The organism is Streptomyces sp. NPDC001270 (assembly GCF_042896695.1).
In the GTDB taxonomy this organism is placed as follows: Bacteria; Actinomycetota; Actinomycetes; order Streptomycetales; family Streptomycetaceae; genus Streptomyces.
The window spans coordinates 20,545-44,326 of sequence record NZ_JBIAXM010000014.1 but is presented as its reverse complement, the minus strand read 5'-3'; the positions used below and the strand labels follow the sequence as shown (position 1 = coordinate 44,326).

Here is a 23,782-nt window from a genome sequence, read left to right as displayed (position 1 = left end):
CATGGCCGACGATCCCTTCGTCCTCGGCGGTACGTCCTTCACGTCCCGGTTGATCATGGGTACGGGCGGTGCGCCCAGCCTCGACGTGCTGGAGCGGGCGCTGGTCGCCTCCGGAACGGAGCTGACCACCGTGGCGATGCGCCGGGTCGACCCCGATGTGCACGGGTCCGTGCTCTCGGTCCTGGAACGGCTCGGCATCCGGGTGCTGCCCAACACGGCGGGCTGCTTCACCGCGGGCGAGGCGGTGCTGACCGCGCGACTGGCCCGGGAGGCGCTCGGGTCCGATCTGATCAAACTCGAGGTGATCGCCGACGAGCGGACACTGCTGCCGGACCCGATCGAGCTACTGGACGCGGCGGAGACCCTCGTCGACGACGGTTTCACGGTGCTGCCGTACACGAACGACGATCCCGTGCTGGCGCGGAAGCTGGAGGACGTGGGGTGCGCGGCGGTGATGCCGCTCGGCTCGCCGATCGGTTCCGGGCTCGGGATCCGCAATCCGCACAACTTCCAGCTGATCGTGGAGCACGCGCGCGTACCGGTGATCCTGGACGCGGGAGCCGGTACGGCGTCGGACGTGGCCCTGGCGATGGAGCTGGGGTGCGCGGGGGTCATGCTGGCCTCGGCCGTCACCCGGTCGCAGCAACCGGAGCGGATGGCCGCGGCGATGCGGCACGCGGTGGACGCGGGGCGGCTGGCACGGCTGGCGGGGCGGATCCCCCGGCGGCACTTCGCCGAGGCGTCGTCTCCCGCGGAGGGCCTGGCCGCGCTCGATCCGGAGCGGCCCGCGTTCTGAGCGGGGTTGTCGTGCCAGGATGCTCTCGCAACCACGCACCACCCGTTTGCTGTCCGCCGAGCGGTGGACGTTTCCCGTGGGGCCCGGCGTCGGTGGTGGGTGCACGGACGGGTTCGTGGGGCCGGGGATTCCGGGGCCGGTGCGGGGTCGGTGGGGGCCGTCGGCAGGGATGGGGCGGTGAGGCCGTCGGGCCCGGTCACGGGCCGTGGGTGGCGGGTGTGGGGTTCCGGGGGTGACGGGGTGTCGTGGGACGCGTCACAGGTCGGCCGCAGTCCCGGTCCGATCTCTCGGTAACGAGGAGGACTGTCGGTACCGGCTCGTAGACTCACCTGCGTGGATACGACCCTTCAGGACCCCCTGGTCGGGCAGGTGCTCGACGGCCGTTATCGCGTCGACGCACGGATCGCGGTCGGCGGGATGGCCACGGTCTACCGGGCCCTGGACACCCGTCTGGACCGCATCCTCGCGCTCAAGGTGATGCATCCGGCCCTCGCCGCCGACGGGTCGTTCGTCGAGCGGTTCATCCGGGAGGCGAAGTCGGTGGCCCGGCTCGCCCACCCGAATGTCGTACAGGTCTTCGACCAGGGCATGGACCGGGCGTACGTCTATCTCGCCATGGAGTACGTCGCCGGGTGCACGCTGCGCGACGTGCTGCGCGAGCGGGGCGCGCTCCAGCCGCGGGCCGCGCTGGACATCCTGGAGCCGGTGCTGGCCGCGCTCGGCGCCGCGCACCGCGCCGGGTTCGTACACCGGGACATGAAACCCGAGAACGTGCTCATCGGGGACGACGGACGGGTCAAGGTCGCGGACTTCGGGCTGGTGCGGTCGGTGGACACCGTGACCAGTACGACGGGGGCCGTGCTGGGAACCGTCTCGTACCTCGCGCCCGAGCAGATCGAGAACGGGACCACCGATCCGCGCGTCGACGTGTACGCGTGCGGTGTCGTCCTGCACGAGATGCTCACCGGTGCGAAGCCGCACAACGGGGACTCCCCCGCCGCGGTGCTCTACAAGCACCTCCATGAGGACGTGCCGCCGCCGTCCGCCACCGTGCCCGGCCTGGCGTACGAGCTGGACGAGCTGGTCGCCTCGGCCACCGCCCGCGATCCGGGGGTCCGGCCGCGGGACGCCGTGGCGCTGCTCGCCCAGGTGCGGCGGGCCCGTGCGGGACTCACCGCCGAGCAGTTGGACGCGGTGCCGCCGCAGGCGCTCGCCGCGGAGCACGACATCACCGAGGACCGTACGAGCGTGCTCCCGCGTTCGCTGGCGATCCCGCGGCTGCTGCCGGTGAACGACGACGACGTCCCCGGTGCGGTCGGCAACCGGACGGCCCGGTTCGAGACCTCGGCGCTGCCGCCCCGGCGGTGGTCCGTGCGGCCGGGACGGAGGCTCGTCACGCTGGTCGTCGCCGTACTGGTGGTCCTGGGCGGCGGGATCGGCGTCTGGTACATCAACTCGGGGCAGTTCACCCGGGTGCCGCCGCTGCTGGCGAAGACCGAGGCACAGGCACGGGAGCGGCTCAGGGCGGACGGGCTCGACGTCAAGCAGGTCGAGCACGCCTACAGCGACACGGTGCGGCGCGGCACGGTCATCAGCACCGACCCCGAGGCCGGCGCCCGCATCCGCAACAACGACTCGGTGACGCTGACCGTCTCCGACGGCCCGGAGACCGTGAAGGTGCCCGAACTCGCGGGCCGTGGCCTCGCCGATGCCAAGGCGCTGCTGAAGGAGGGCGGCCTGGAGCCCGGCATGGTCACACGCGCGTTCAGCGACAGCGTGCCCAAGGACTCGGTGATCGGCACCGACCCGGCACCCGGCACCGAGCGGCGCGCGGGGTCGGCGATCACGCTCACCGTCAGCAAGGGCAGCCCGATCGACGTGCCCGACGTCACCGGTGACGACCTGGACAGCGCGCGGGAGCGACTGGAGGAAGCCGGGCTCAAGGTGGAGGTCTCCGCCGAGCAGGTCAACTCCGAGCACGACGCGGGCGAGGTGGCCGAGCAGACCCCGGAGGGCGACAGCGAGGCCGCCGAGGGCGACACGGTGCGGCTGACGCTGTCCAAGGGCCCGGAGATGGTCGAGGTCCCGGACGTGGTCGGAACCGGTGTCAACGACGCGAAGAAGCAGCTGGAAGCCTCCGGGTTCAAGGTCTCGGAGGACCGCGGGCTGCTGGGACTGTTCGGGAGCACCGTGCAGAAGCAGTCGGTGGACGCCGGCAGGACGGCACCCAAGGGCTCGACGATCACGATAACGATCCGGTGACGACGATCACGACAGCCATCGGGTGACGAGGCGCGGAGGCGGACAGCGGGCCCGTTTTCCCTGGGAGCGGGCCGGCGTGACAGGCTGAACGGGTGAAGCGTCAGCAGTCCCGTTCCGCCCCTGCGCACGGTCGTTCCCGCAATCCTGTGGGCGGTCACGTCCCCGTGGCCGGCGGGCTGCATTCCGTGGGGTTGTCGTACGCCTGGGAGCTGAAGGCGGAGACCGTGCAGGTCTTCGTGGCCAACCCGCGCGGCTGGGCCACCCCCACCGGCAATCCCCGGCAGGACGAGGCGTTCCGCGCGGCGTGCGCGGAGGAGTCCGTCCCGGTGTACGTGCATGCCCCGTACCTGATCAACTTCGGCTCGCACACCGCGGCGACCGTGGAGAGGTCGGTGGCGTCGCTGCGGCACTCGCTGCGGCGGGCGCGGGAGATCGGCGCGCTGGGCGTGGTCGTGCACACGGGCAGCGCGACCGGCGGACGGGCGCGGGAGGTGGCTCTGAAACAGGTGCGCGAGCACATGCTGCCGCTGCTGGACGAGCTGACCCGGGACGACGACCCGTTCCTGCTGCTGGAGTCGACCGCCGGACAGGGGGCCTCGCTGTGCTTCCGGACCTGGGACTTCGGGCCGTACTTCGCGGCGCTGGACGCGCACCCGAAACTGGGCGTGTGCCTGGACACCTGTCACATCTTCGCCGCCGGGCACGACCTGACGGGGCCGAGCGGCATGCACCGGACGCTGGACCTGCTGGTGGACACGGTGGGCGAGGGACGGCTGAAGCTGATCCACGCCAATGACTCCAAGGACGTGGCGGGAGCCCACAAGGACCGGCACGAGAACATCGGCGCCGGGCACATCGGTGCGGATCCGTTCCGGGCGCTGATGACGCACCCGGCGACCGCGGGCGTACCGCTGATCATCGAGACGCCGGGCGGCAAGGAGGGGCACGCGGCGGACGTGGCGCGGCTGAAGGAACTGCGGACCGCCGCCGGCTGACGGCACCCGCTCATCGGCCCCGCCGATCCCCGCCGCCCTTCGAATCCCACCAGCCCCGCCGGCCCTGCCGACCCCACCAGCCCCAGCGATCTTCCCATACCCCTCAGCCCCACCGATCCCTCCGGACCCACGACCTCACCGACCTCACGGCCCCGCCGATCCCGCCGATCCCGCCGATAAGGTCACCCGCATTCCGGGAATACCCCCAAGGGGTATACGGTTCCTACCCGTCGCACGAGGAATCGTCACTCGACACCGGGGGTACCCATGGACCACGAGGCACACGCCCACCAGCACACCCACGCACCGGCGGCCGACTGGCCGATGGCCGTTCAGGCCACCCTGCACTGCCTCACGGGCTGCGCCATCGGCGAAGTGCTCGGCATGGTCGTCGGCACCGCGCTCGGCTGGGGCAACCTGCCGACCATGATCCTGGCGATCGTGCTGGCGTTCTTCTTCGGCTACTCGCTCACGCTGCGCGGGGTGCTGAAGGCCGGCGTCGGCTTCCGCACCGCCCTGCGCGTGGCGCTGGCCGCGGACACCCTGTCGATCGCCGTGATGGAACTGATCGACAACGGCGTGATCGCACTGTGGCCGGACGCGATGGACGCACACCTCGGCGACCCGCTGTTCTGGTCCACGCTGGCGATCTCGCTCGCGGCCGCCTTCGTCATCACCACGCCGGTCAACAAGTGGACGATCGGGCAGGGCAAGGGCCACGCGGTGGTGCACCAGTACCACCACTGACGCCGGTCAGGACTCCGGACCGTCCCCGGGCTCCTCCTGGTAGGAGTAGCGCTGCTCCCGCCAGGGGTCGCCGACGTTGTGGTAGCCGCGCTCCTCCCAGAAGCCGCGGCGGTCGGTGGTCATGTACTCGACGCCACGGACCCACTTGGGGCCCTTCCAGGCGTACAGGTGGGGCACCACGAGCCGGACCGGGAAGCCGTGCTCGGCGGTGAGCAGTTCGCCGTCCTTGTGCGTCGCGAAGACGGTGCGCTCGGCGGCGAAGTCGAAGAGGCGGAGGTTCGAGCTGAAGCCGTACTCCGCCCAGACCATCACATGGGTGACATCCGGTGCGGGCGGGGCGATCTCCAGGATCACGCTCGCCGGAATGCCGCCCCACTCGGCCCCGAGCATGCTGAATTTGGTCACGCAGTGCAGGTCGGCCACGATCGTGGCGTACGGCAGGGCCGTGAACTCCTCGTGGTTCCAGCAGTGCTTCGCCCCGTCGGCGGTGGCGCCGAAGACCCTGAACTCCCACCGCTCGGGACGGAACTTGGGCACCGGCCCGTAGTGCGTGACGGGCCAGCCGCGCTGCGGCCGCTGCCCCGGCGGAAGCTCGGACCGTACGCCCTCTCCTGACTCTCCAGACCAGCGCTCCACCGGATGCCCCATGGCTCCATCCTGACAGACCCGGAGCGATGCACCCGACCAGGAGCCTAAAACAGGACAATCGATCATAGACATGCACTTACTTGCTAAGAGTGCACTTACCGACCGATCTTCGGTGCCGGTACCACCATGCGGCCGCACCCTCCCCCATCCCCCTGTGGAAGGAGCCTTGGCGATGCAGGGCGACCCCGAGGTCATCGAGATCCTCAACGAGCAGCTCACCGGCGAGCTCACCGCGATCAACCAGTACTTCCTGCACGCGAAGATGCAGGAGAACTTCGGCTGGTACAAGCTCGCGAAGTACACGCGGAGCGAGTCGTTCGACGAGATGCGGCACGCCGAGGTGCTGACCGACCGGATCCTGCTGCTGGAGGGGCTGCCGAACTACCAGCGGCTGTTCCACGTGCGGGTGGGACAGACCGTCAAGGAGATGTTCGAGGCGGACCGGCAGATCGAGGTGGAGGCGATCGACCGGCTCAGGCGCGGGATCAGGACGATGCGCGACAAGGGCGACATCACCTCGGCGAACATCTTCGAGGCGATCCTGGAGGACGAGGAGCACCACATCGACTATCTGGACACCCAGCTGGAGCTGGTGGACAAGCTGGGCGAGGCGCTCTACATCGCGCAGATCATCAGGCAGCCGAAGGGCTGAGCAGGACCGGGCGGGGCGCCCGGGGGCCAGGGCCCCGCGCGTCGTTCCGGAGCTACGCGGCCTCGTCCAGGGCCCCGACCGCTTCGACGCCGGCCGGCACCGGGCGGCCCGGCTCGGCCGGTTCGCGCCGCGGGCCCGCGGCGGCGCGTCCGAGGAGCGCCTGGATCCGGCGCACGCAGGACCCGCAGTCGGTGCCCGCCTTGCAGGCCCCGGCGATCTGGCGGGGGGTCCGGGCGCCGTCCTCCGTGTGCCGCTTCACCTGCTGCTCGGTGATGCCGAAACAACTGCAGACGTACACGGGGTCCACCTCCCACCGGGGCCGGTCACTGACGCCACCCCGATTCTCGGTGAGGCAAACCTAACCTTACCTGTCGTGGGCGGCGTAGCAAGAACAGCGGGGCGCGGATCGTGTGTGATCCGCGCCCCGCTGTTCGTGTCCCGCCGGTGACCTGTGTCACCGGTCGGCCCGTGTCACTGGTCCCGGTACATCTCGGCGACGAGGAAGGCCAGGTCGAGCGACTGGCTGCGGTTCAGGCGGGGGTCGCAGGCCGTCTCGTAGCGCTGGTGCAGATCGTCGACGAAGATCTCGTCGCCGCCGCCCACGCACTCGGTGACGTCGTCCCCGGTCAGCTCGACGTGGATACCGCCCGGGTGGGTGCCGAGCGACTTGTGGACCTCGAAGAAGCCCTTGACCTCGTCCAGTACGTCGTCGAACCGGCGGGTCTTGTGCCCCGACGCGGCCTCGAACGTGTTGCCGTGCATCGGGTCGGTCACCCAGGCCACCACCGCGCCCGACGCCGTCACCTTCTCGACCAGCTCGGGAAGCCGGTCCCGGATCTTGTCGGCGCCCATCCGGACGATGAAGGTCAGCCGGCCCGGGTCACGCTCCGGGTCGAGGCGGTCGACGTAGCGCAGCGCCTCCTCGGCCGTGGTGCTCGGACCCAGCTTGATCCCCAGCGGATTGCTGATCCTGGAGGCGAACTCGATGTGCGCGTGGTCCAGCTGCCGGGTGCGCTCGCCGACCCACACCATGTGCGCCGACACGTCGTACAGCTTCCCGGTGCGGGAGTCGACCCTGGTCAGCGCGGACTCGTAGTCGAGCAGCAGCGCCTCGTGGGAGGAGAAGAACTCGACCGTCTTGAACTCCTCCGGATCCGCTCCGCAGGCCTGCATGAAGTTCAGCGCGTTGTCGATCTCCCGGGCCAGCTGTTCGTAGCGCTGGCCCGACGGGGACGACTTCACGAAGTCCTGGTTCCAGGCGTGCACCTGCCGCAGATCCGCGTAGCCGCCGGTGGTGAACGCGCGCACCAGGTTCAGCGTCGAGGCGGAGGCGTGGTACATCCGCTTCAGCCGCTCCGGGTCCGGGATCCGGCTGGCCTCGGTGAAGTCGAAACCGTTGACCGAGTCGCCCCGGTACACCGGCAGCGTCACCCCGTCACGGGTCTCCACGGGCTTCGAGCGCGGCTTGGAGTACTGGCCCGCGATCCGGCCCACCTTCACCACCGGCACCGACGCCGCGTACGTCAGCACCGCGCCCATCTGGAGCAGCGTCTTCAGCTTGTTGCGGATGTGGTCCGCGGACACCGCGTCGAAGGCTTCGGCGCAGTCGCCGCCCTGGAGCAGGAACGCCTCACCCTTGGCGACGGACGCCATCCGGGCGCGCAGCTGGTCGCACTCGCCCGCGAACACGAGCGGCGGATACGACTCAAGGTCCGCGATCGCCGCGCGCAGAGCCTCGGGGTCGGGGTACTCGGGCTGCTGCGCCGCGGGCAGGTTGTGCCAGGTGTTGCCAGCGCTCGCGCTGGTCTTAGCGTTCACGGTCACCTCGTAAACATTACGGGGTCGGGTCGCCGCCCCGGCCCGCGGACCGAAGGATGAGACGCCCCGACTGGACTGTGGGACGGCCGGAACGTGCGGTAGGGTTTCGGCATGTTCGCGCATTCGACCTGTACCTGGTGGTGGACCGCTTCCGAGGCGGCCCACTGACGCGCGTACGCACGACTTCGCGAAGGCCGCCCGAGGGGCGGCCTTCGGCGTTTGCGGGGCCGTCCCTCTCCACCGGCCGACCCGGCAGATCCACGTGACCTGATCTGCCGGACCGACGGGACCACCGAGAAGGACGACGGACCATGGACCTGCTGGACCTGCTGCACGACCCCCGCCCCTTCGCCCTGCTGCGCCGCCGCACGCCCGGCCGCGACGAGGACACCGTGGAGCTGTTCGTCGGCCCGGTGCGCACCTGCGACCGGCTCGCCGACCTGCCCGACGAGGGGCTGGCGCTGGTGCCCTTCCGGCAGATCCGGGAGCGCGGCTTCGACGTCCGCGACGACGGCACGCCCCTGATGGCGCTGACCCCGGAGGAGACCCGCGAGATCCCGCTCGCCGAGGCGCTGGAGCAGTTGCCCGCGCACGCCGTGCGCGTCGACGGCGGCGGCTTTGACGTCGAGGACGAGGAGTACGCCGGGATCGTCGGGCGGGTGCTGCGTGAGGAGATCGGGGCGGGCGAGGGCGCCAACTTCGTGATCCGGCGGACCTACGAGGGACGGATCCGCGATTTCTCGCGGGCCGACGCCCTCGCGCTGTTCCGGCGGCTCCTGGTGGGCGAGCGGGGCGCCTACTGGACCTTCGTCGTGCACACCGGGGACGTCGTGCGCGCCGGGGACCGGGAAGGGCCCGGAGCGCCCTCCCCGGAAGGGCGCGGGCGGACGCTGGTCGGGGCCAGTCCCGAGGTGCACGTACGGATGTCCGGCGGCACCGTCGTGATGAACCCGATCAGCGGGACGTACCGCTACCCGGAGGGCGGCCCGACCCCCGAGCACCTGCTGGACTTCCTCGCCGACGGCAAGGAGATCGAGGAGCTGTCGATGGTCGTCGACGAGGAACTGAAGATGATGTGCACCGTCGGCGACATGGGCGGGGTGGTCGTCGGCCCGCGGCTGAAGGAGATGGCGCACCTCGCGCACACCGAGTACGAGCTGCGCGGGAAGTCCTCGCTGGACGTGCGGGACGTGCTGCGGGAGACCATGTTCGCCGCCACCGTCACCGGGTCGCCGGTGCAGAACGCCTGCCGGGTGATCGAGCGGCACGAGGTCGGCGGGCGCGGGTACTACGGCGCCGCCCTCGCCCTCATCGGCCGGGACTCCGGGGGCGCGCAGACCCTGGACTCCCCCATCCTGATCCGCACCGCCGACATCGACGCGGCCGGCCGGCTGCGGGTCCCGGTCGGCGCGACGCTGGTGCGGGGCTCGGACCCGGCGGGCGAGGTGGCGGAGACGCATGCCAAGGCGGCGGGCGTGCTGGCGGCGCTGGGCGTCCGCCCGGGCCCGCCGCGGGCCGAGGGGACGCGGCCCCGGCTCGCGGACGACCCCCGGGTGCGCGCGGCGCTGGACGGGCGGCGGGCCTCGCTCGCGCCGTTCTGGCTGCGGATGCAGGAGCAGACGGCGGATCTGAGCGGCCACGCCCTGGTCGTGGACGGCGAGGACACCTTCACGGCGATGCTGGCGCACGTGCTGCGCTCCGGCGGGCTGACGGTGGCCGTGCGGCGCTACGACGAGCCGGGCCTGCGGGAGGCGGTGCTCGGCCACGCGGGACCGGTGGTGCTGGGTCCGGGCCCCGGTGATCCCTCGGACCTGGCCGACCCCAAGATGCGGTTCCTGCGGGAACTGACCGCCGACGTGATCCGGGCCCACCGGCACGGGGTGCTCGGGGTCTGCCTGGGGCACGAGCTGATCGCGGCCGAACTGGGCCTGGAGATCGTCCGCAAGGAGGTGCCCCACCAGGGGGCGCAGACCGCCGTCGACCTGTTCGGGCGCCGGGAGACCGTCGGCTTCTACAACAGCTTCGTGGCACGCTGCGACGAGGACGCCTACCGGGAGCTGGGCGCGCACGGCATCGAGGTGAGCCGGGCCGCGAACGGTGAGGTGCACGCCGTACGGGGGCCTGGGTTCGCGGGCGTGCAGTTCCACCCGGAGTCGGTCCTGACACTGAACGGGGCGGCGATCGTGCGGGACCTGGTGGCCGCGCTGCGCAGCACGGCCGCGGTCCCCGTGCGGCGGTCCAGCCGGTAGTCCCCCCGCGGTACCTGGGGTGCCCCGGGCACGACGAACGCCGCCGCGCGGGGCGCGGCGGCGTTCGTGGCGCTTGCTGTGGGCCGGTGTACGGGAGGTGACGCGGGGTCAGCCGAAGAAGACGCCGACCTCCTGGTACAGCTTCGGGTCGACCGTCTTCAGCTTGGCCGTGGCCTCGGCGATCGGGACGCGGACGATGTCGGTGCCGCGCAGGGCGACCATCTTGCCGAAGTCGCCGTCGTGGACGGCGTCGATGGCGTGCAGGCCGAACCGGGTGGCGAGCCACCGGTCGAACGCGCTCGGCGTGCCGCCGCGCTGCACGTGCCCGAGGACCGTGGTGCGGGCCTCCTTGCCGGTCCGCCTCTCGATCTCCTTGGCCAGCCATTCGCCGACGCCGGACAGCCGTACGTGCCCGAAGGAGTCCAGCGACCCGTCCTTGAGCACCATGTCGCCGTCCTTGGGCATGGCGCCCTCGGCGACGACCACGATCGGGGCGTACGACGCCTTGAACCGGGAGGTCACCCAGGCGCACACCTGGTCGACGTCGAAGCGCTGCTCCGGGATGAGGATGGCGTTGGCGCCGCCGGCGAGGCCGGAGTGCAGGGCGATCCAGCCGGCGTGACGGCCCATCACCTCGACGACCAGGACGCGCATGTGCGACTCGGCGGTGGTGTGCAGCCGGTCGATGGCCTCGGTGGCGATGCCGACGGCGGTGTCGAAGCCGAAGGTGTAGTCGGTGGCGGACAGGTCGTTGTCGATGGTCTTCGGGACGCCGACGCACGGCAGGCCGTAATCGTCGGACAGCCGCGCGGCCACGCCCAGGGTGTCCTCGCCGCCGATCGCGATCAGGGCGTCGACCTCCTGCTTGGCGAGGTTCTCCTTGATCCGGCGGATGCCGTCCTCGATCTTGAGCGGATTGGTCCGCGACGAGCCGAGGATGGTGCCGCCGCGGGGCAGGATGCCGCGCACCGCGGGGATGTCGAGGCGGACCGTGTCGCCTTCGAGCGGTCCCCGCCAGCCGTCCCGGAAGCCGACGAAGTCATAGCCGTACTCCTGCACGCCCTTGCGGACGACGCCGCGGATGACGGCATTGAGCCCGGGGCAGTCGCCGCCTCCGGTGAGTACTCCGACCCGCATGGAAATGTCCCTTCGCCGCGGTTGCCTGGTGAAGGAAACGCTAATAGTGATCCAGGTCACTCCGGGATGGGTGGGATGGTCAATTCCACTGAATTGCGCGCCAGTTGATCATTCCGGACCTCACGGATCCACTCGAAAGAGTGGAAATCCAGGCGTGGGATTCACTCGTCGTCGAGCCCGCGCTCTATCGCGTACCGCACCAGTTCCACCCGGTTGTGCAGTTGGAGCTTGCCGAGGGTGTTCTGCACGTGGTTCTGGACCGTGCGGTGGGAGATGACGAGGCGTTCGGCGATCTGCTTGTAGCTCAGGCCCTTGGCGACGAGGCGCAGCACCTCCGTCTCCCGGTCGGTGAGCCGCGGCGCCTTCGGGTCGCCGGCGTCCTGGGCCGGACCCGGCTCCGCGGCCAGCCGCCGGTACTCGCCGAGGACCAGCCCGGCGAGGCCCGGCGTGAACACCGGGTCGCCGGCCGCGGTGCGGCGCACCGCGTCCAACAGCTCCTCCGTGGACGCCGACTTCAGCAGATAGCCCGTCGCACCGGACTTCACGGCCTCCAGCACGTCCGCGTGCTCGCCGCTCGCCGACAGCACCAGGACGCGCAGCCGCGGATCGGCGCCGACCAGTTCCTTGCAGACCTGGACCCCCGGTTTGGCGGGCAGGTTGAGGTCGAGCACCAGGACGTCGGGCCCGGTCGCCCGGGCCCGGCGCACCGCCTGCTCGCCGTCCCCGGCGGTGGCCACCACCTGGCAGCCCGCCTCGGCCAGGTCCCGGGCGACCGCGTCGCGCCACATCGGATGGTCGTCGACCACCATGACCTTGATCGGGTCCTGCTGCTCGCTCATCGTCTCCCCGCCTTCCCCCCACGCCCGTCAGGCGTCCTTCGGAACCTTCAGTTCGACCTCGGTGCCCTGCCCCGGCACCGAGATCAGCTCGGCGCTGCCGCCCAGGTCGCGCAGCCGCCCCCGGATCGACAGGGCCACCCCGAGCCGCCCCTCGCCCTCGGCCTGCGCGAGCCGCCCCGCCGGGATGCCGGGTCCATCGTCCCGTACGGTCACGACGATCTCGCCGGGCTCGTCCTCGACGAGGATCCAGGACCGGGCGTCCTCGCCCGCGTGCCTGCGGACGTTGTCCAGGGCCGCGCCGACCGCCGCGGCCAGCTCGCGTGCGGCGCCCGGCGGCATCGGCACCGGGGCGCCGGGCTCGGCCAGGCTGACCCGGGCACCCGCGTACGGGGCGAGCAGCGCGCGCAGGTCGACGGGGCCGCCGGCGTCGTCCGGCTCCTCCACGACCCGGACGACCGCCCCTTCGGCCGCGTCCTCCGACGCCCGCGAGACGGGTACCAGCCCGCCGGAGACCAGCGTGCGCAGCGCCACCTCCTGCTCGCCCGCCAGGCGGCCCAGCTCGGCCGCCTCCCCGCCGATGACCGCGCCGCGCCGCTGCACCATCGCCAGCACCTGGAGCACACCGTCGTGGATGTCCCGGGCCAGCCGCTCCCGTTCCCTGGTCGCCGCCTCGATCTCCAGGGCGCGGGCCAGGGTGCGTTCGGAGGCGCGGGCGACCTCGACGACGTATCCGATGGCGATGGAGGCGACCCACACGAGGATCACGTTGTGCACGGTGTCGCGGGCCGGGCTGCCGCGCTCGACCAGGTTGGCGGCGGCGACGGTGGTCGACGCGAACGCCGCCCAGCGCCAGCCGCCCTTGACGGCGAAGGCCAGCACGGAGCCCGCGGTCCATATCGACGGCAGCGTCGGCCCGCCGTCGGTGACCCGTTGGTGGGCGTCGGCGACCGGCGTGAGGAGGATGCCGGCGAGCGCGATGGTCAGGTCGGCGGCGAGGAACCGCCTGGTGCAGCTCGCCGCGCCCGCCACCTTGGGCAGGGTGGCGAGGGTCCACACGAGCAGGACACCGTAGTAGGACAGGGCGACCCAGGGCCGGGCGAACCGGTCGTACGCGGTGGCGTACAGGCCGATGGCATACAGCATGGTCAGCACGCGGTAGGCGGCGAGCGCACGCCACAGCGGCTGCTCGACCGACATCCTCATGACTCGTTCGCGTCCGGGCATCTCCCCCACCCCCTGGCCCGGCGCGCCCGGGCCCCGGCCGGCCGTTCGGCGTTTCCCGCGCCCGACTCGCCGGTCCTGCCGTCCGTCGGCCCACCGGTCCTGTCGGCCCCGCCGGTCCTGCTCGTCCTGCCGCTGCCGCCGGTCCTACTGGTCCCGCTCGTCCTTCTTGGCCGACTTGGCGGCCTCCGCGATCTGCCGCTTGGCCGCGGTCGCGTAGATGTCGACGTACTCCTGACCCGACAGCCTCATGATCTCGTACATGACCTCGTCGGTGATCGCGCGCAGGACGAAACGGTCGTGCTCCAGGCCCTGGTAGCGGCTGAAGTCCAGGGGACGGCCGATACGGATGCCCGGCCGCATCAGCTTCGGGACGACCTTCCCGGGCGGCTGGATCTTCTCGGTGTCGATCATCGCGACCGGGATCACCGGCGCGCCGGAGGCGAGCGCCACCCGGGCGAGTCCGCCGGGCTTGCCCCGGTAGAGCCGGCCGTCGGGCGAGCGCGTGCCCTCCGGGTAGATGCCGAACAGCTCGCCGCGCGCCAGCACCTCGATACCGCTCTGGATCGCCGCCTCTCCGGCGCCGCGCGCACCGGAGCGGTCCACGGGCAGTTGCCCCACGCCCTTGAAGAACGCCGCCGTCAGCCGGCCCTTGACCCCGGGCGTGGTGAAGTACTCGGCCTTGGCGATGAAGGTGACCTTGCGGTCGAGGACCGCGGGCAGGAAGAACGAGTCCGAGAAGGACAGGTGATTGCTCGCCAGGATGGCGGGGCCGGTGGCCGGAATGTGCTCCATACCTTCCACCCAGGGTCGGAAGGCGACCTTCAGCGGCCCCCCGATGGCGACTTTCATCGTCCCGTACAACAACCGCGTGCCTCCTGTTTCCGTCGATGAGACCTTAACCCGCGGGGCCGCCGATGGACCCGACGGCCCTGGTCGGTGTCAGTGCGGTCGCGTACGGTGAAGCTGAACCCGCAGTCATTCATGTCCCTCTCATGAACAGGAGACCTCAGGTGCCGGTTCTGCCCGGAGCCGAGCCGTTCCGCCATGACGGCGGGGAGGTGGGTGTCCTCCTCTGCCACGGCTTCACCGGCTCTCCTCAGTCGCTCCGCCCCTGGGCGGAGCACCACGCGGCACACGGTCTGACCGTGTCGCTGCCGCTGCTGCCCGGACACGGCACGCGCTGGCAGGACATGCAGCTCACCGCCTGGCAGGACTGGTACGCGGAGGTGGACCGCGAGCTGCGGCTGCTGCGCGAGCGCTGTCGGCTGGTGTGTGTGGCGGGGCTGTCGATGGGCGGGGCGCTGGCCCTGCGGCTGGCGGCCCGGCACGGGGAGGCGGTGGCCGGCGTCGTGGCCGTCAACCCGGTGAACAGGATGCCCGGCCTGGCCGCGTACGCCCTTCCGGTGGCCCGGCACCTGGTGCCCTCGGTCAAGGGGATCACCGACGACATCGCGAAGCCCGGCGCGACAGAGCTGGGCTACGAGCGGGTGCCGCTGCACGCGGCGCACTCCCTGCGGAATTTCCTCCGCCTGGTCGACGGCGAGTTGCCGCAGGTCACCCAGCCGCTGCTGCTCCTGCGCAGCGCACGGGACCATGTGGTGCCCGCGGCCGACCCGGCCCGGGTGCTGAGCAGGGTCTCGTCGACGGACGTCACGGAGGTCGTGCTGGAACAGAGCTACCACGTCGCGACGTTGGACCACGACGCGGACCGGATCTTCGAGGAGAGCCTCGCCTTCATCGGCCGGCTCGCACCCAGTGTCGGCAAGGAAGGGACGGCCGCAGTTGGCTGAGCACGACTCCGACCGCGAGGACCGCGAGCCGGACGAGAAGGGCGTGCCCTTCGACGAGGCCGCCGCCTGGGCGGCGATCGTCGCCGGGTACGGCGAGGAACCACCGGATCCGCCAGGTGCCAAGCCGTTCAAATCGGTCGAGGACCTGGCGCTGCTCGAACCGGAAACCAACGACACCGACACCGACACCGACGACACGACAGCCGAGGCGGCCGGCGACGGCGACAAGGCCACCGGTGAGGGCGGCGGCGGTGCGAAGGGGCCCGCGGGGCCCCTGGGGGGCTCCGTCTCCTTCGCACCCGGTGTGGGCGGCCCGCGCGACTACAGTCCGCCCGAGCCGTCCGACGGCGACTTCGACGAGGACGACGAGGGCCACTTCGTGCCGCCCGAGCCACCGCCGCTGCCGGCCACCGACACGACCGCCAGGTTCGCCTGGCTCGGGGTGGTCGGCGGCCCGATCCTGCTCCTGGTGGCGGTGCTGCTCGGCTGGGACATGACGTGGTGGCTCGCGACGGTCGGCATCGGCGGCTTCCTCGGCGGCTTCGTCACGCTGGTGACGCGGATGCGCACGGACGACGACGAGAACGACGATCCGGAACGGGGCGCGGTGGTGTGACCCACCGCTGACCCCGGCCGCCTGTGGTCCGCCGCGGTTCCGCGGCGGACCACAGGTCCGCACGGCTGAACCGGCATGCCGCTCCGCTGTCCCGGGATGCGGCTCCGCCGCGGTGGGGCTCGCCCGGTTCGAGCGAAGCCGAGTACGCCGCGCACCCCGAGAACTTGGCGCGCGACCGGCCACGACGACGCCGCAGGCGGACGACGGCGCGTCGCGGCACTTCCAGCGGAGCGCTCAGGCCGCCGGAATCCGCAACGAGGCCAGCACCGGCAGGTGATCCGTCGCCGCCCGGAGGTCCCGCTCGGTCACTCCCGGCAGCCCGTGCGGCACACCGCACCCCAGCACCTCGACCCCCTTGGTCACGAAGATCGCGTCGATGCGCTGCCGCGGATCGCCGGGCGTCGAGGTGTGCTCGCCGCCCCACGGCGCGGCGGTCCGGCCGTCCCGGAGCCCTTCGGCCAGCCGCCGGAAGGTGCGGCCGTCGGGCCGCTCGTTGAGGTCGCCGCCGACCACCGCGTGCTCGACGCCCATCCCGGCCAGCCGGTCCAGCAGCATCCCGCCCTGCTCGTACCGTTCGTCGCCCTGGAGGCTCAGGTGGCAGCTCAACACGCCGAGCCGGGCGCCGCCGAACCGTACGACGGCGGTGGCGAAGCCCCGCCGGTGCAGTCCGGGGGTGAGCGGGAGCAGTACGTCCTCGGTCCGTTCGACGGTCGCCCGCAGCGTGCACAGGATCGCCGGTCCCGCCGCCGTCCCGCCGCCGGAGAGGATCACCTGCCCCGACGCGGCCGCGAGCCGGGCCAGCTTCTTGCGCCAGCGGAAGAACCGGGGAGCCTCCTGGAGGAGGACCAGGTCGGGGGCGCAGGCGCTGATCACCCGGGCGAGGGCGGCGGTGTCGTCGCGCATCGAGCGGATGTTGTAGCTCAGCACGCGGACGATCGCGGAACCGTCGGCTTCGGTTCGGGAGTTGGGAAGCGGCGGGGGTGTTGGCATGCGATCAATCTAGCCGGGGGCGGGATTCGGCCGCCCGGGGCCCCGGGGCGCGGAGGCCGGCAGCGCGGCTGCCGGCCGTCGTGGCCGGCTCGCGCGGCGGTCCGCGCTCCGGGGCGGGCGGGCCGGGGCGTCACATGATCGGGTCGGGCTCCCGGGCCAGGTCCGCCGCGCCGACCAGGCCCGCGTCGTTGCCGAGTTGGGCGGCGATGACCTCGGCGACCGGCCGCCAGTTGCCGCCGACCAGCCAGCGCTTGTAGGACTTGCGGATCGGGTCGAGGACCAGTTCGCCCTCGTCGGAGAGGCCGCCGCCGACGATGAACGCGGACGGGTCGAAGAGGGAGGCCAGATCGGCGAGACCGGCTCCGGCCCAGCGGGCCAGTTCGCGGTAGGAGTCGACGGCGACCGGGTCGCCCTGGCGGGCGGCCATGGAGATGTGCTTGCCCTCGATGCCGTCCGGGGTGCCGTCGCCGAGGCCGAGCAGGATCTCCGCGTTCTCCGGGGTGGCGTTGGCGCGCTGCTTGGCGTACCTCACCAGGGCGCTGCCCGAGGCGTACTGCTCCCAGCAGCCCTGCGAGCCGCAGCCGCACAGCAGGCCGTCCGGGACCATCCGGATGTGGCCGAACTCGGCGGCCACACCGAAGTGTCCGCGACGCAGCTTGTTGCCGATGATGATGCCGCCGCCGAGACCCGTGCCGAGGGTGATGCAGATGACGTTGCGATGGCCCTTGCCCGCACCGAACTTGTACTCGCCCCACGCGGCCGCGTTGGCGTCGTTCTCCACGACCACCGGCAGGCCCACGCGAGCCTCGACCTTCTCCTTCAGCGGCTCCTGGCGCCACTGGATGTTGGGCGCGAAATAGACGGTCGAACGCTGCCGGTTCACGTATCCGGCCGCGCCGATGCCCACGCCGACGATCTCGTGTCCGGCGCGGGCGCCTTCCACCGCCGAGGCGATGGCGTCCACGATGCCCTCGGACGTGTCCGGAGTCGGCACCTTGTGGGTCGAGAGGATGTTGCCCTCCTCGTCGACCACGCCGGCCGCGATCTTCGTACCACCGATGTCGACGCCGATGGTGAGTCCCATGTATCCCTCAGTTTCGGTCGAGCCCCGCTACGGCCAACCGTACCCGAGGGGGCTGTCAGTCCAAGTCGATGTGTTCGCCGGGACCGGTGCCCTCGCCGCGGTCGCCGCGGTCCTTCCGGCCGTCCCCGCGGTCGCCCTCCGGGGCGTCCTTCGAGTCGTCCTTCAGGTCCTCCGGCGCGGACGTCCAGCGGCGTTCCTGGGACTGCGCGGCCGAGCGGTAGGCGGCGAGCAGTTCGCTGCCGGCCGCGGCCAGGTGGTCGAAGACGGCCGGGTTGCGTTCTATGACGGGTTCGACCGCCGCCTTGGCCTGCTGCACCACCTGCCGCACCACCTGCTGGGCGGCGGGCCCGGCGACCGCTCCGAGGAGCGGGGGCTGGAATCCGGACAGCCGGTCGGCGACCGCGTCGACGAGTTTGCGCAGTTCCTCGGCGGCCGAGCCCGGCGGCGGGCCGTACTGGGCGCGGCGGCGGGCCTTCTCCGCCGCGAGGTCCTCGGCGCAGGCCGTGGCCCAGGCGTCGGCGTCGGTGGCCCGTACCTCGTCGGCCGGCTGCGGCTCCGAGGCGTCCGGTGTGGGGCGCTCATCGCTCATGACGGACTCCTGACTACGGTTCGTCCCTACGACGTTACCCGAATGGGCGTGCGGGGTTCACTGCCCCCTGGCCGGTGGGCGCACCGCCCTGGTGACCGCACCGGACACCGCCCGGCCCCGCCCGCCGGGCGGCCCCTGGCCCGCCTGTCGCTCCGTCCCGGCGCACGTCAGTGCCGTCACCCCGCTCCGGCAGCCCGGACCCGCCGCCTCCCGGCCACCCCGCCGCCCCCGCCGCCCCGCGGCCCGGCCGTCAGGGCCGGCGCGGCCACAGGTCCGGGTCCGGGGCGAACCGGATGCGCAGCTCGCCGTCGCGCAGCGCGGCCCCGGCGACGGTGCAGCGGCGCAGGGCGGACGGCAGGGGAACGATCCGGCGGAACGGGCCCACGGTGACGACGAGTTCGTCGCCGCGCCGGACCAGGTCGAGTTCGTCGCGTATCGCGCCGGGCAGCGGAATGTGCCAGACGAGCACGCCGTCCTCGGCAATCCGGTCGGCCACGGTCCACTCGACGGGAGCGGGTGCCGTGCCGTCGGCCGGCACGTCGAGCGCGGCGAGGTCGTCGGTGCCGTGCGGATCGCGGCCGAGGTGGGCGACCGGGTGGACGTCGTACGCCTCCCGCCAGTCGGCGAGGGTCTTGCGCTGCTGGGCGAGCAGCCCGGCCGGCCAGGTCTCGGGCCCGGTCTCGGGCAGCACCCGGTTGGCAATCACCGCCTCGGTGCGCAGCCCGCGCAGGGCGAGGCCGAGGACGGCGGCGGGCACGGCGGCGGCGCCGGCCGGTCCCGGTTCGGCGACCAGCCGTACGGTCGTGGCGGGGTCCTGCACGACGGCCTCCACGGCGGCCAGCTCGACGTCCCAGCGAGCCGCCGTGTCGTACAGCCACTCGGCGGGCATCGGGACGCCCGCGAGGCGGCCGAGCACGGGGCGCAGGGCGCGGGCGGCCTGGCGCTCGGGCGGCAGCAGGCGGCGCAGATAGCGGCGCAGCTCCTCGGGCAGCGCGAGCAGGGCGAGGGCCTGCGGGGTGGGCGGGAGGTCGACGACGAGCAGGTCGTAGCGGTCCGAGAGGGCGGCGTCGCGCAGGGCGCGCAGGAAGGACAGTTCCTCGGTGCCGGGGAGGGGGGTGACCTCCTCCGGGTCGAGGCGGGCGGCCCCCAGGAGGTCGAGGACTCCCGAGGCGCGGCTCTGGAACGCGGTGAGGTCGTCACGGAACCCGGCCGCCGCGTCGGGGCGCCGGGCGGTGAGGCCGTGCGCGGTCCGGATCGGCTCGGGTCCCGTCGGCACGCCCAGCGCGGCGCCGAGCGCGTCCGCGTGGTCGGCGCTCAGGACGAGGGTCCGGGTGCCGTCGCCCGCGGCACGCAGGGCGGTGGCGGCGGCTACGGTCGTACGGCCCGAGCCGCCCGGACCCGTGATCAGGATGGTGCGCATAAGAGTGAACGCTACTCGTGCGGACCGGCCCGGCGCGCCGCCACTGCCGCTGCCCGCGCCGCCGCGGACTGTGCCCGCCGGCTTCTCCCGGCTACTTCTCCCCCGACTCGACCCGCTTCTTCAGTCCCGCCAGGGCCCGGTCGATGATGACCTTCTCCGCCTTGCGCTTGATCATGCCGAGCATGGGGATCTTGACGTCCACGGTCAGCCGGTACGTCACCTGGGTGGCGTCCGCGCCCGCCGGTTCGAGGAGGTAGGAGCCGTCGAGGGAGCGGAGCATCTGGGACTTCACCAGGGTCCAGGAGACCTCCCGGTCGCCGGTCCAGGTGTAGGCGAGGGTCTGGTCGTCCTTGATCGCCCCGGCGTCCATGACCAGGCGGACCTGCTCGGCGCGGCCCCGGTCGTCGGTCCCGAGGACCTCCGCCTCCTTGACCTCACCGGTCCAGTCCGGATAGCGGGCGAAGTCGGCGATCACCCCCATGACGTCGGCGGGTGCCGCCTCAATCGTGATGCTTGAGCTGGTGTGTTCCGCCATCGCCGTGGCTCCTCCGGATGCGGGGCCGGTGCAGACCGGTTACAGAGAGGTCGTCGTGCGCACGTGTGTGCAGCGTGAAGGCTACCGCGCGCCCGGGCACCGGCCTCACCCCGTCCGAAAGGCCCGCACCGCGCGCGCGGCTCCCGGGATTCGCCCCGTCGGCATCGTGCGCGCGGCCCCCGGCGTCCGCACCGCCCGCGCCGTGCGCACGGACCCGGCGTCCTGCGCCGCCCGCGCCGGCCGGGCGCGCCTCACCATTCGAGCGCCCAGGGCCTGCCGGTGCCCGCGAAGTGCCCGACGTTCACGCATTCGGTGGGGCCGATCCGCATCCGCGCGACGAGCGGCTGGTGGACGTGGCCGAAGAGGCTGTAGCGGGGCCGGGTGCGGCGGATCGCGTCCAGCAGGGCCCGGCTGCCCCGCTCGAACCTGCGGGCCACCGTGTCGTAGACGAGTTCCGGCACCTCGGGCGGGATGTGCGTGCACAGCACGTCGACCTCGCCCACCGCCTCGATCTTGGCCGCGTACTCCTCGTCGTCGATCTCGTACGGCGTCCGCATCGGGGTGCGCAGCCCGCCGCCGACGAAGCCGAAGACCCGGCCGCCGATCTCCACCCGCTCGCCGTCCAGGACCGTGGTGCCGGGCCGGGCGTACTCCGGCCACAGGGGCGGCATGTCGACATTGCCGTACGTCGCGTACGTCGGCGTGGGAAAGGCGGCGAACAGCTCGGCGTACTGCCGGCGCACCGCCTTCTCGATGGCGGCGGACCGGTCGCTGCCGACGCCCGCCCACAGCCGGGCCCCGAAGGCGCGCGCCTCCTCGAAGCGGCGGGCGGTGCGCAGTTCGACGATGCGGTCGGCGTTCTCCGCACCGAACAGATCGGGGAAGATCCCACGTGAGTGGTCGGCGTAGTCGAGGAAGAGCACGAGGTCGCCGAGGCAGATCAGGGCGTCGGCGCCCTCGCCGGCCCGGGCCAGGTCACGGGTGTTGCCGTGCACGTCGCTGACCACGTGCACACGGGTTTTTCGGTTACCGGCAGGTGTGGGTGCCATGGCGATCAAGGGTATGCCTGTGCGGCATACGTGAACAGTGACGGCCGCGCCAGCGGTTACTGGCCAGTCAGGAAACGCGTGGACTACTGTGCGCAAAGGAACACCGATCTGTGTGACGCAGCAGACATCTCGCCGGGCCCCCCTGTCGAAGAAGCCATACCGGCGGGTAACGTCCGGGCAGCCCAGTCCTGCTCTGGATCTCGACCAACGGGCCGAAAGGCTCCGGGCGGGCACCGGAGCATCTGCCCGAGCCTTGGACCGCACCGTCGCATCGCACCACGTCGTGGCGTCGGCGCCCTATGAGGAGCAGCAGTCTTGCGCGAGTTCAGCCTTCCGGCTTTGTACGAGGTCCCCACGGACGGGAATCTGACCGACATCGTCCGCAGAAACGCCGCGCAGCATCCCGACGTCGCCGTCATCGCCCGCAAGGTGGACGGCGTCTGGCAGGACGTGACGGCCGAGGCGTTCCTCACCGAGGTGCGCGCCGCCGCCAAGGGACTCATCGCGTCCGGTGTCCAGCCCGGCGACCGGGTCGGCCTGATGTCCCGCACCCGCTACGAGTGGACCCTCCTCGACTTCGCCATCTGGAGCGCGGGCGCGGTCACCGTGCCGGTGTACGAGACCAGCTCGCCCGAGCAGGTGCAGTGGATCCTCTCCGACTCGGGCGCCACCGCCTGCATCGTGGAGCAGGAGGGCCACGCCGCCGCCGTCGAGGCGGTGCGCGACGGGCTGCCCGGCCTCGGGCACGTCTGGCAGATCGACGCCGGGGGCGTGGCGGAGCTGGGCCGGCTCGGCCGGGACCTGGCCGACGCGACGGTGGAGGAACGCAGCTCGCTCGCCAAGGCCGACGACATGGCGACCATCGTCTACACGTCCGGCACCACCGGCCGCCCCAAGGGCTGTGTGCTCACCCACCGGGCGTTCTTCGCCGAGTGCGGCAACATCGTCGAACGGCTGCGGCCGCTGTTCCGCACCGGTGAGTGCTCGGTCCTGCTGTTCCTGCCGCTCGCGCACGTCTTCGGCCGGCTGGTGCAGATCGCGCCGATGATGGCGCCGGTCAAGCTGGGCAACGTCCCCGACACCAAGAACCTCACCGACGAGCTGGCCGCGTTCCGCCCGACGCTGATCCTGGGCGTGCCGCGGGTCTTCGAGAAGGTCTACAACTCGGCGCGGGCCAAGGCGCAGGCGGACGGCAAGCGGAAGATCTTCGACAAGGCCGCGGACACCGCCATCGCCTACAGCAAGGCGCTGGACACCCCGTCCGGCCCGTCCCTCGGGCTGCGGATCAAGCACCGGACCTTCGACAAGCTGGTCTACGGCAAGCTGCGCGCGGTGCTCGGCGGGCGCGGCGAGTACGCGATCTCCGGCGGCGCCCCGCTGGGCGAGCGCCTCGGCCACTTCTTCCGCGGCATCGGCTTCACGGTCCTGGAGGGCTACGGCCTGACCGAGTCGTGCGCGGCGACCGCGTTCAACCCCTGGGACCGGCAGAAGATCGGCACGGTCGGCCAGCCGCTGCCTGGTTCCGTGATCCGCATCGCGGACGACGGCGAGGTGCTGCTGCACGGCGATCACCTCTTCAAGGAGTACTGGAACAACGAGGCGGCGACCGCGGAGGCGCTGGCCGACGGCTGGTTCCACACCGGTGACATCGGCACCCTCGACGAGGACGGCTACCTCAGGATCACCGGCCGCAAGAAGGAGATCATCGTCACCGCGGGCGGCAAGAACGTCGCCCCGGCCGTGATCGAGGACCGGATCCGGGCGCACGCGCTGGTCGCGGAGTGCATGGTGGTGGGCGACGGGCGGCCGTTCGTCGGCGCGCTGATCACCCTCGACGAGGAGTTCCTGGGCCGCTGGGCCGGCGACCACGGCAAGGCGGCGGGGGCCACCGTGGCGTCGCTGCGCGAGGACCCGGAGCTGCTCGCGGCGATCCAGGAGGCGGTGGACGACGGGAACGCGGCGGTGTCCAAGGCGGAGTCCGTGCGGAAGTTCCGGGTGCTGGATGCGCAGTTCACTGAGGAGTCGGGGCATCTGACTCCGTCGCTGAAGCTGAAGCGGAATGTTGTGGCGAAGGACTTTTCCGATGAGATCGAGGCGATTTATCGGAAGTAGGGGGGCGCCAGCCCGGTGGGGGGTCTCGCCGGAATGGCGGGTGCAGGTTTGGGTGGGGCTGGTTGCGCAGTTCCCCGCGCCCCTATCAGGGAGTTGCCGCCAGTGGACGAGTGCGGGTTTGAGCGGGGCTGAGCGCGCAGTTCCCCGCGCCCCTATCAGGGAGTTGCCGCCAGTGGACGAGTGCGGGTTTGAGCGGGGCTGAGCGCGCAGTTCCCCGCGCCCCTATCAGG

Annotated in this window: 23 protein-coding genes; 10 read left to right on the top strand and 13 right to left on the bottom strand. The window is 72.1% G+C overall.

The window, feature by feature from the left end; genetic code table 11:
- Position 1 precedes the first annotated feature (1 nt).
- The 4 genes from ACFY2B_RS23740 to ACFY2B_RS23725 all read left to right on the top strand — a co-directional run bounded on the left by ACFY2B_RS23740 (position 2) and on the right by ACFY2B_RS23725 (position 4,800).
- A complete protein-coding gene (locus tag ACFY2B_RS23740; protein WP_390765086.1) occupies positions 2 to 796 on the top strand; it encodes a thiazole synthase in 795 nt (264 codons plus the stop codon).
- Positions 797 to 1,129: 333 nt separating this feature from the next.
- Positions 1,130 to 3,058: a Stk1 family PASTA domain-containing Ser/Thr kinase gene (gene pknB / locus ACFY2B_RS23735; RefSeq protein WP_390765085.1), complete on the top strand. Its 1,929-nt coding sequence runs from the start codon at positions 1,130 to 1,132 to the stop codon at positions 3,056 to 3,058.
- 92 nt (positions 3,059 to 3,150) lie between these two features.
- Positions 3,151 to 4,053 (top strand): deoxyribonuclease IV, encoded by a 903-nt coding sequence (locus ACFY2B_RS23730; RefSeq protein ID WP_390765084.1) that lies wholly within the window; start codon positions 3,151 to 3,153, stop codon positions 4,051 to 4,053.
- Positions 4,054 to 4,320: 267 nt separating this feature from the next.
- Positions 4,321 to 4,800, top strand: a complete 480-nt coding sequence (locus ACFY2B_RS23725) for a DUF4396 domain-containing protein (RefSeq protein ID WP_390765083.1) — start codon at positions 4,321 to 4,323, stop codon at positions 4,798 to 4,800.
- A 6-nt stretch (positions 4,801 to 4,806) separates the two neighbouring features.
- Here the strand turns inward: ACFY2B_RS23725 and ACFY2B_RS23720 are convergent, their stop codons facing one another.
- Complete coding sequence (locus ACFY2B_RS23720) at positions 4,807 to 5,448, bottom strand: sulfite oxidase-like oxidoreductase (RefSeq protein ID WP_390765082.1); 642 nt, start codon at positions 5,446 to 5,448, stop codon at positions 4,807 to 4,809.
- Between the two features lie 172 nt (positions 5,449 to 5,620).
- Here ACFY2B_RS23720 and bfr point away from each other — a divergent pair, with 172 nt between their 5' ends.
- Positions 5,621 to 6,100 carry a bacterioferritin gene (gene bfr / locus ACFY2B_RS23715; RefSeq protein WP_376537181.1) on the top strand — a complete coding sequence of 160 codons (480 nt, stop codon included), beginning with the start codon at positions 5,621 to 5,623 and terminating at the stop codon, positions 6,098 to 6,100.
- Between the two features lie 52 nt (positions 6,101 to 6,152).
- Here the strand turns inward: bfr and ACFY2B_RS23710 are convergent, their stop codons facing one another.
- The gene (locus ACFY2B_RS23710; RefSeq protein WP_390765081.1) at positions 6,153 to 6,407 is read right to left on the bottom strand and encodes a bacterioferritin-associated ferredoxin; all 255 of its coding nucleotides are present in this window, start codon (positions 6,405 to 6,407) and stop codon (positions 6,153 to 6,155) included.
- Positions 6,408 to 6,571: 164 nt separating this feature from the next.
- On the bottom strand, positions 6,572 to 7,924 hold the full coding sequence (locus ACFY2B_RS23705; RefSeq protein ID WP_390765080.1) for a class II 3-deoxy-7-phosphoheptulonate synthase: 1,353 nt from the start codon (positions 7,922 to 7,924) through the stop codon (positions 6,572 to 6,574).
- A gap of 105 nt (positions 7,925 to 8,029) precedes the next feature.
- Here ACFY2B_RS23705 and ACFY2B_RS23700 point away from each other — a divergent pair, with 105 nt between their 5' ends.
- Both ACFY2B_RS23700 and ACFY2B_RS23695 read left to right on the top strand, forming a co-directional pair.
- Positions 8,030 to 8,086, top strand: coding sequence for a trp operon leader peptide (locus tag ACFY2B_RS23700; RefSeq protein WP_376536730.1), 57 nt, complete (start codon positions 8,030 to 8,032; stop codon positions 8,084 to 8,086).
- Positions 8,087 to 8,229: 143 nt separating this feature from the next.
- Positions 8,230 to 10,167: an anthranilate synthase family protein gene (locus ACFY2B_RS23695; RefSeq protein ID WP_390765079.1), complete on the top strand. Its 1,938-nt coding sequence runs from the start codon at positions 8,230 to 8,232 to the stop codon at positions 10,165 to 10,167.
- Positions 10,168 to 10,275: 108 nt separating this feature from the next.
- Here the strand turns inward: ACFY2B_RS23695 and ACFY2B_RS23690 are convergent, their stop codons facing one another.
- The 4 genes from ACFY2B_RS23690 to ACFY2B_RS23675 all read right to left on the bottom strand — a co-directional run bounded on the left by ACFY2B_RS23690 (position 10,276) and on the right by ACFY2B_RS23675 (position 14,231).
- Positions 10,276 to 11,304, bottom strand: a complete 1,029-nt coding sequence (locus ACFY2B_RS23690; RefSeq protein WP_390765078.1) for a 6-phosphofructokinase — start codon at positions 11,302 to 11,304, stop codon at positions 10,276 to 10,278.
- Positions 11,305 to 11,465: 161 nt separating this feature from the next.
- Entirely contained in the window at positions 11,466 to 12,143 is a 678-nt protein-coding gene (locus ACFY2B_RS23685; RefSeq protein WP_390765077.1) for a response regulator, read from the bottom strand.
- A 27-nt stretch (positions 12,144 to 12,170) separates the two neighbouring features.
- Positions 12,171 to 13,367, bottom strand: coding sequence for a MacS family sensor histidine kinase (gene macS / locus ACFY2B_RS23680; RefSeq protein WP_390765076.1), 1,197 nt, complete (start codon positions 13,365 to 13,367; stop codon positions 12,171 to 12,173).
- A 144-nt stretch (positions 13,368 to 13,511) separates the two neighbouring features.
- The gene (locus ACFY2B_RS23675; RefSeq protein ID WP_390765075.1) at positions 13,512 to 14,231 is read right to left on the bottom strand and encodes a lysophospholipid acyltransferase family protein; all 720 of its coding nucleotides are present in this window, start codon (positions 14,229 to 14,231) and stop codon (positions 13,512 to 13,514) included.
- 146 nt (positions 14,232 to 14,377) lie between these two features.
- On the opposite strand from ACFY2B_RS23675, the gene ACFY2B_RS23670 reads away from it, so the two are divergent.
- Positions 14,378 to 15,157 (top strand): alpha/beta hydrolase, encoded by a 780-nt coding sequence (locus ACFY2B_RS23670; protein WP_390765074.1) that lies wholly within the window; start codon positions 14,378 to 14,380, stop codon positions 15,155 to 15,157.
- The gene (locus tag ACFY2B_RS23665; RefSeq protein WP_390765073.1) at positions 15,150 to 15,773 is read left to right on the top strand and encodes a hypothetical protein; all 624 of its coding nucleotides are present in this window, start codon (positions 15,150 to 15,152) and stop codon (positions 15,771 to 15,773) included. The genes ACFY2B_RS23670 and ACFY2B_RS23665 overlap by 8 nt, the downstream gene beginning before the upstream one ends.
- A gap of 234 nt (positions 15,774 to 16,007) precedes the next feature.
- Here ACFY2B_RS23665 and ACFY2B_RS23660 read toward each other — a convergent pair whose 3' ends face one another.
- From ACFY2B_RS23660 to ACFY2B_RS23635, 6 genes are all read right to left on the bottom strand, one after another.
- Complete coding sequence (locus ACFY2B_RS23660) at positions 16,008 to 16,763, bottom strand: endonuclease/exonuclease/phosphatase family protein (protein ID WP_390765072.1); 756 nt, start codon at positions 16,761 to 16,763, stop codon at positions 16,008 to 16,010.
- A gap of 130 nt (positions 16,764 to 16,893) precedes the next feature.
- Positions 16,894 to 17,847 carry an ROK family glucokinase gene (locus tag ACFY2B_RS23655; protein WP_376536666.1) on the bottom strand — a complete coding sequence of 318 codons (954 nt, stop codon included), beginning with the start codon at positions 17,845 to 17,847 and terminating at the stop codon, positions 16,894 to 16,896.
- 55 nt (positions 17,848 to 17,902) lie between these two features.
- Positions 17,903 to 18,436 (bottom strand): DUF5304 domain-containing protein, encoded by a 534-nt coding sequence (locus tag ACFY2B_RS23650; RefSeq protein WP_390765071.1) that lies wholly within the window; start codon positions 18,434 to 18,436, stop codon positions 17,903 to 17,905.
- 250 nt (positions 18,437 to 18,686) lie between these two features.
- The gene (locus ACFY2B_RS23645; protein WP_390765070.1) at positions 18,687 to 19,856 is read right to left on the bottom strand and encodes an ArsA family ATPase; all 1,170 of its coding nucleotides are present in this window, start codon (positions 19,854 to 19,856) and stop codon (positions 18,687 to 18,689) included.
- A 91-nt stretch (positions 19,857 to 19,947) separates the two neighbouring features.
- Entirely contained in the window at positions 19,948 to 20,391 is a 444-nt protein-coding gene (locus ACFY2B_RS23640; RefSeq protein WP_376536672.1) for an SRPBCC family protein, read from the bottom strand.
- Positions 20,392 to 20,642: 251 nt separating this feature from the next.
- The gene (locus tag ACFY2B_RS23635) at positions 20,643 to 21,440 is read right to left on the bottom strand and encodes a metallophosphoesterase (protein ID WP_390765069.1); all 798 of its coding nucleotides are present in this window, start codon (positions 21,438 to 21,440) and stop codon (positions 20,643 to 20,645) included.
- Positions 21,441 to 21,755: 315 nt separating this feature from the next.
- Between ACFY2B_RS23635 and ACFY2B_RS23630 the strand changes: the two genes are divergently transcribed.
- Positions 21,756 to 23,552 (top strand): AMP-dependent synthetase/ligase, encoded by a 1,797-nt coding sequence (locus tag ACFY2B_RS23630; RefSeq protein WP_390765068.1) that lies wholly within the window; start codon positions 21,756 to 21,758, stop codon positions 23,550 to 23,552.
- Positions 23,553 to 23,782: the final 230 nt, after the last annotated feature.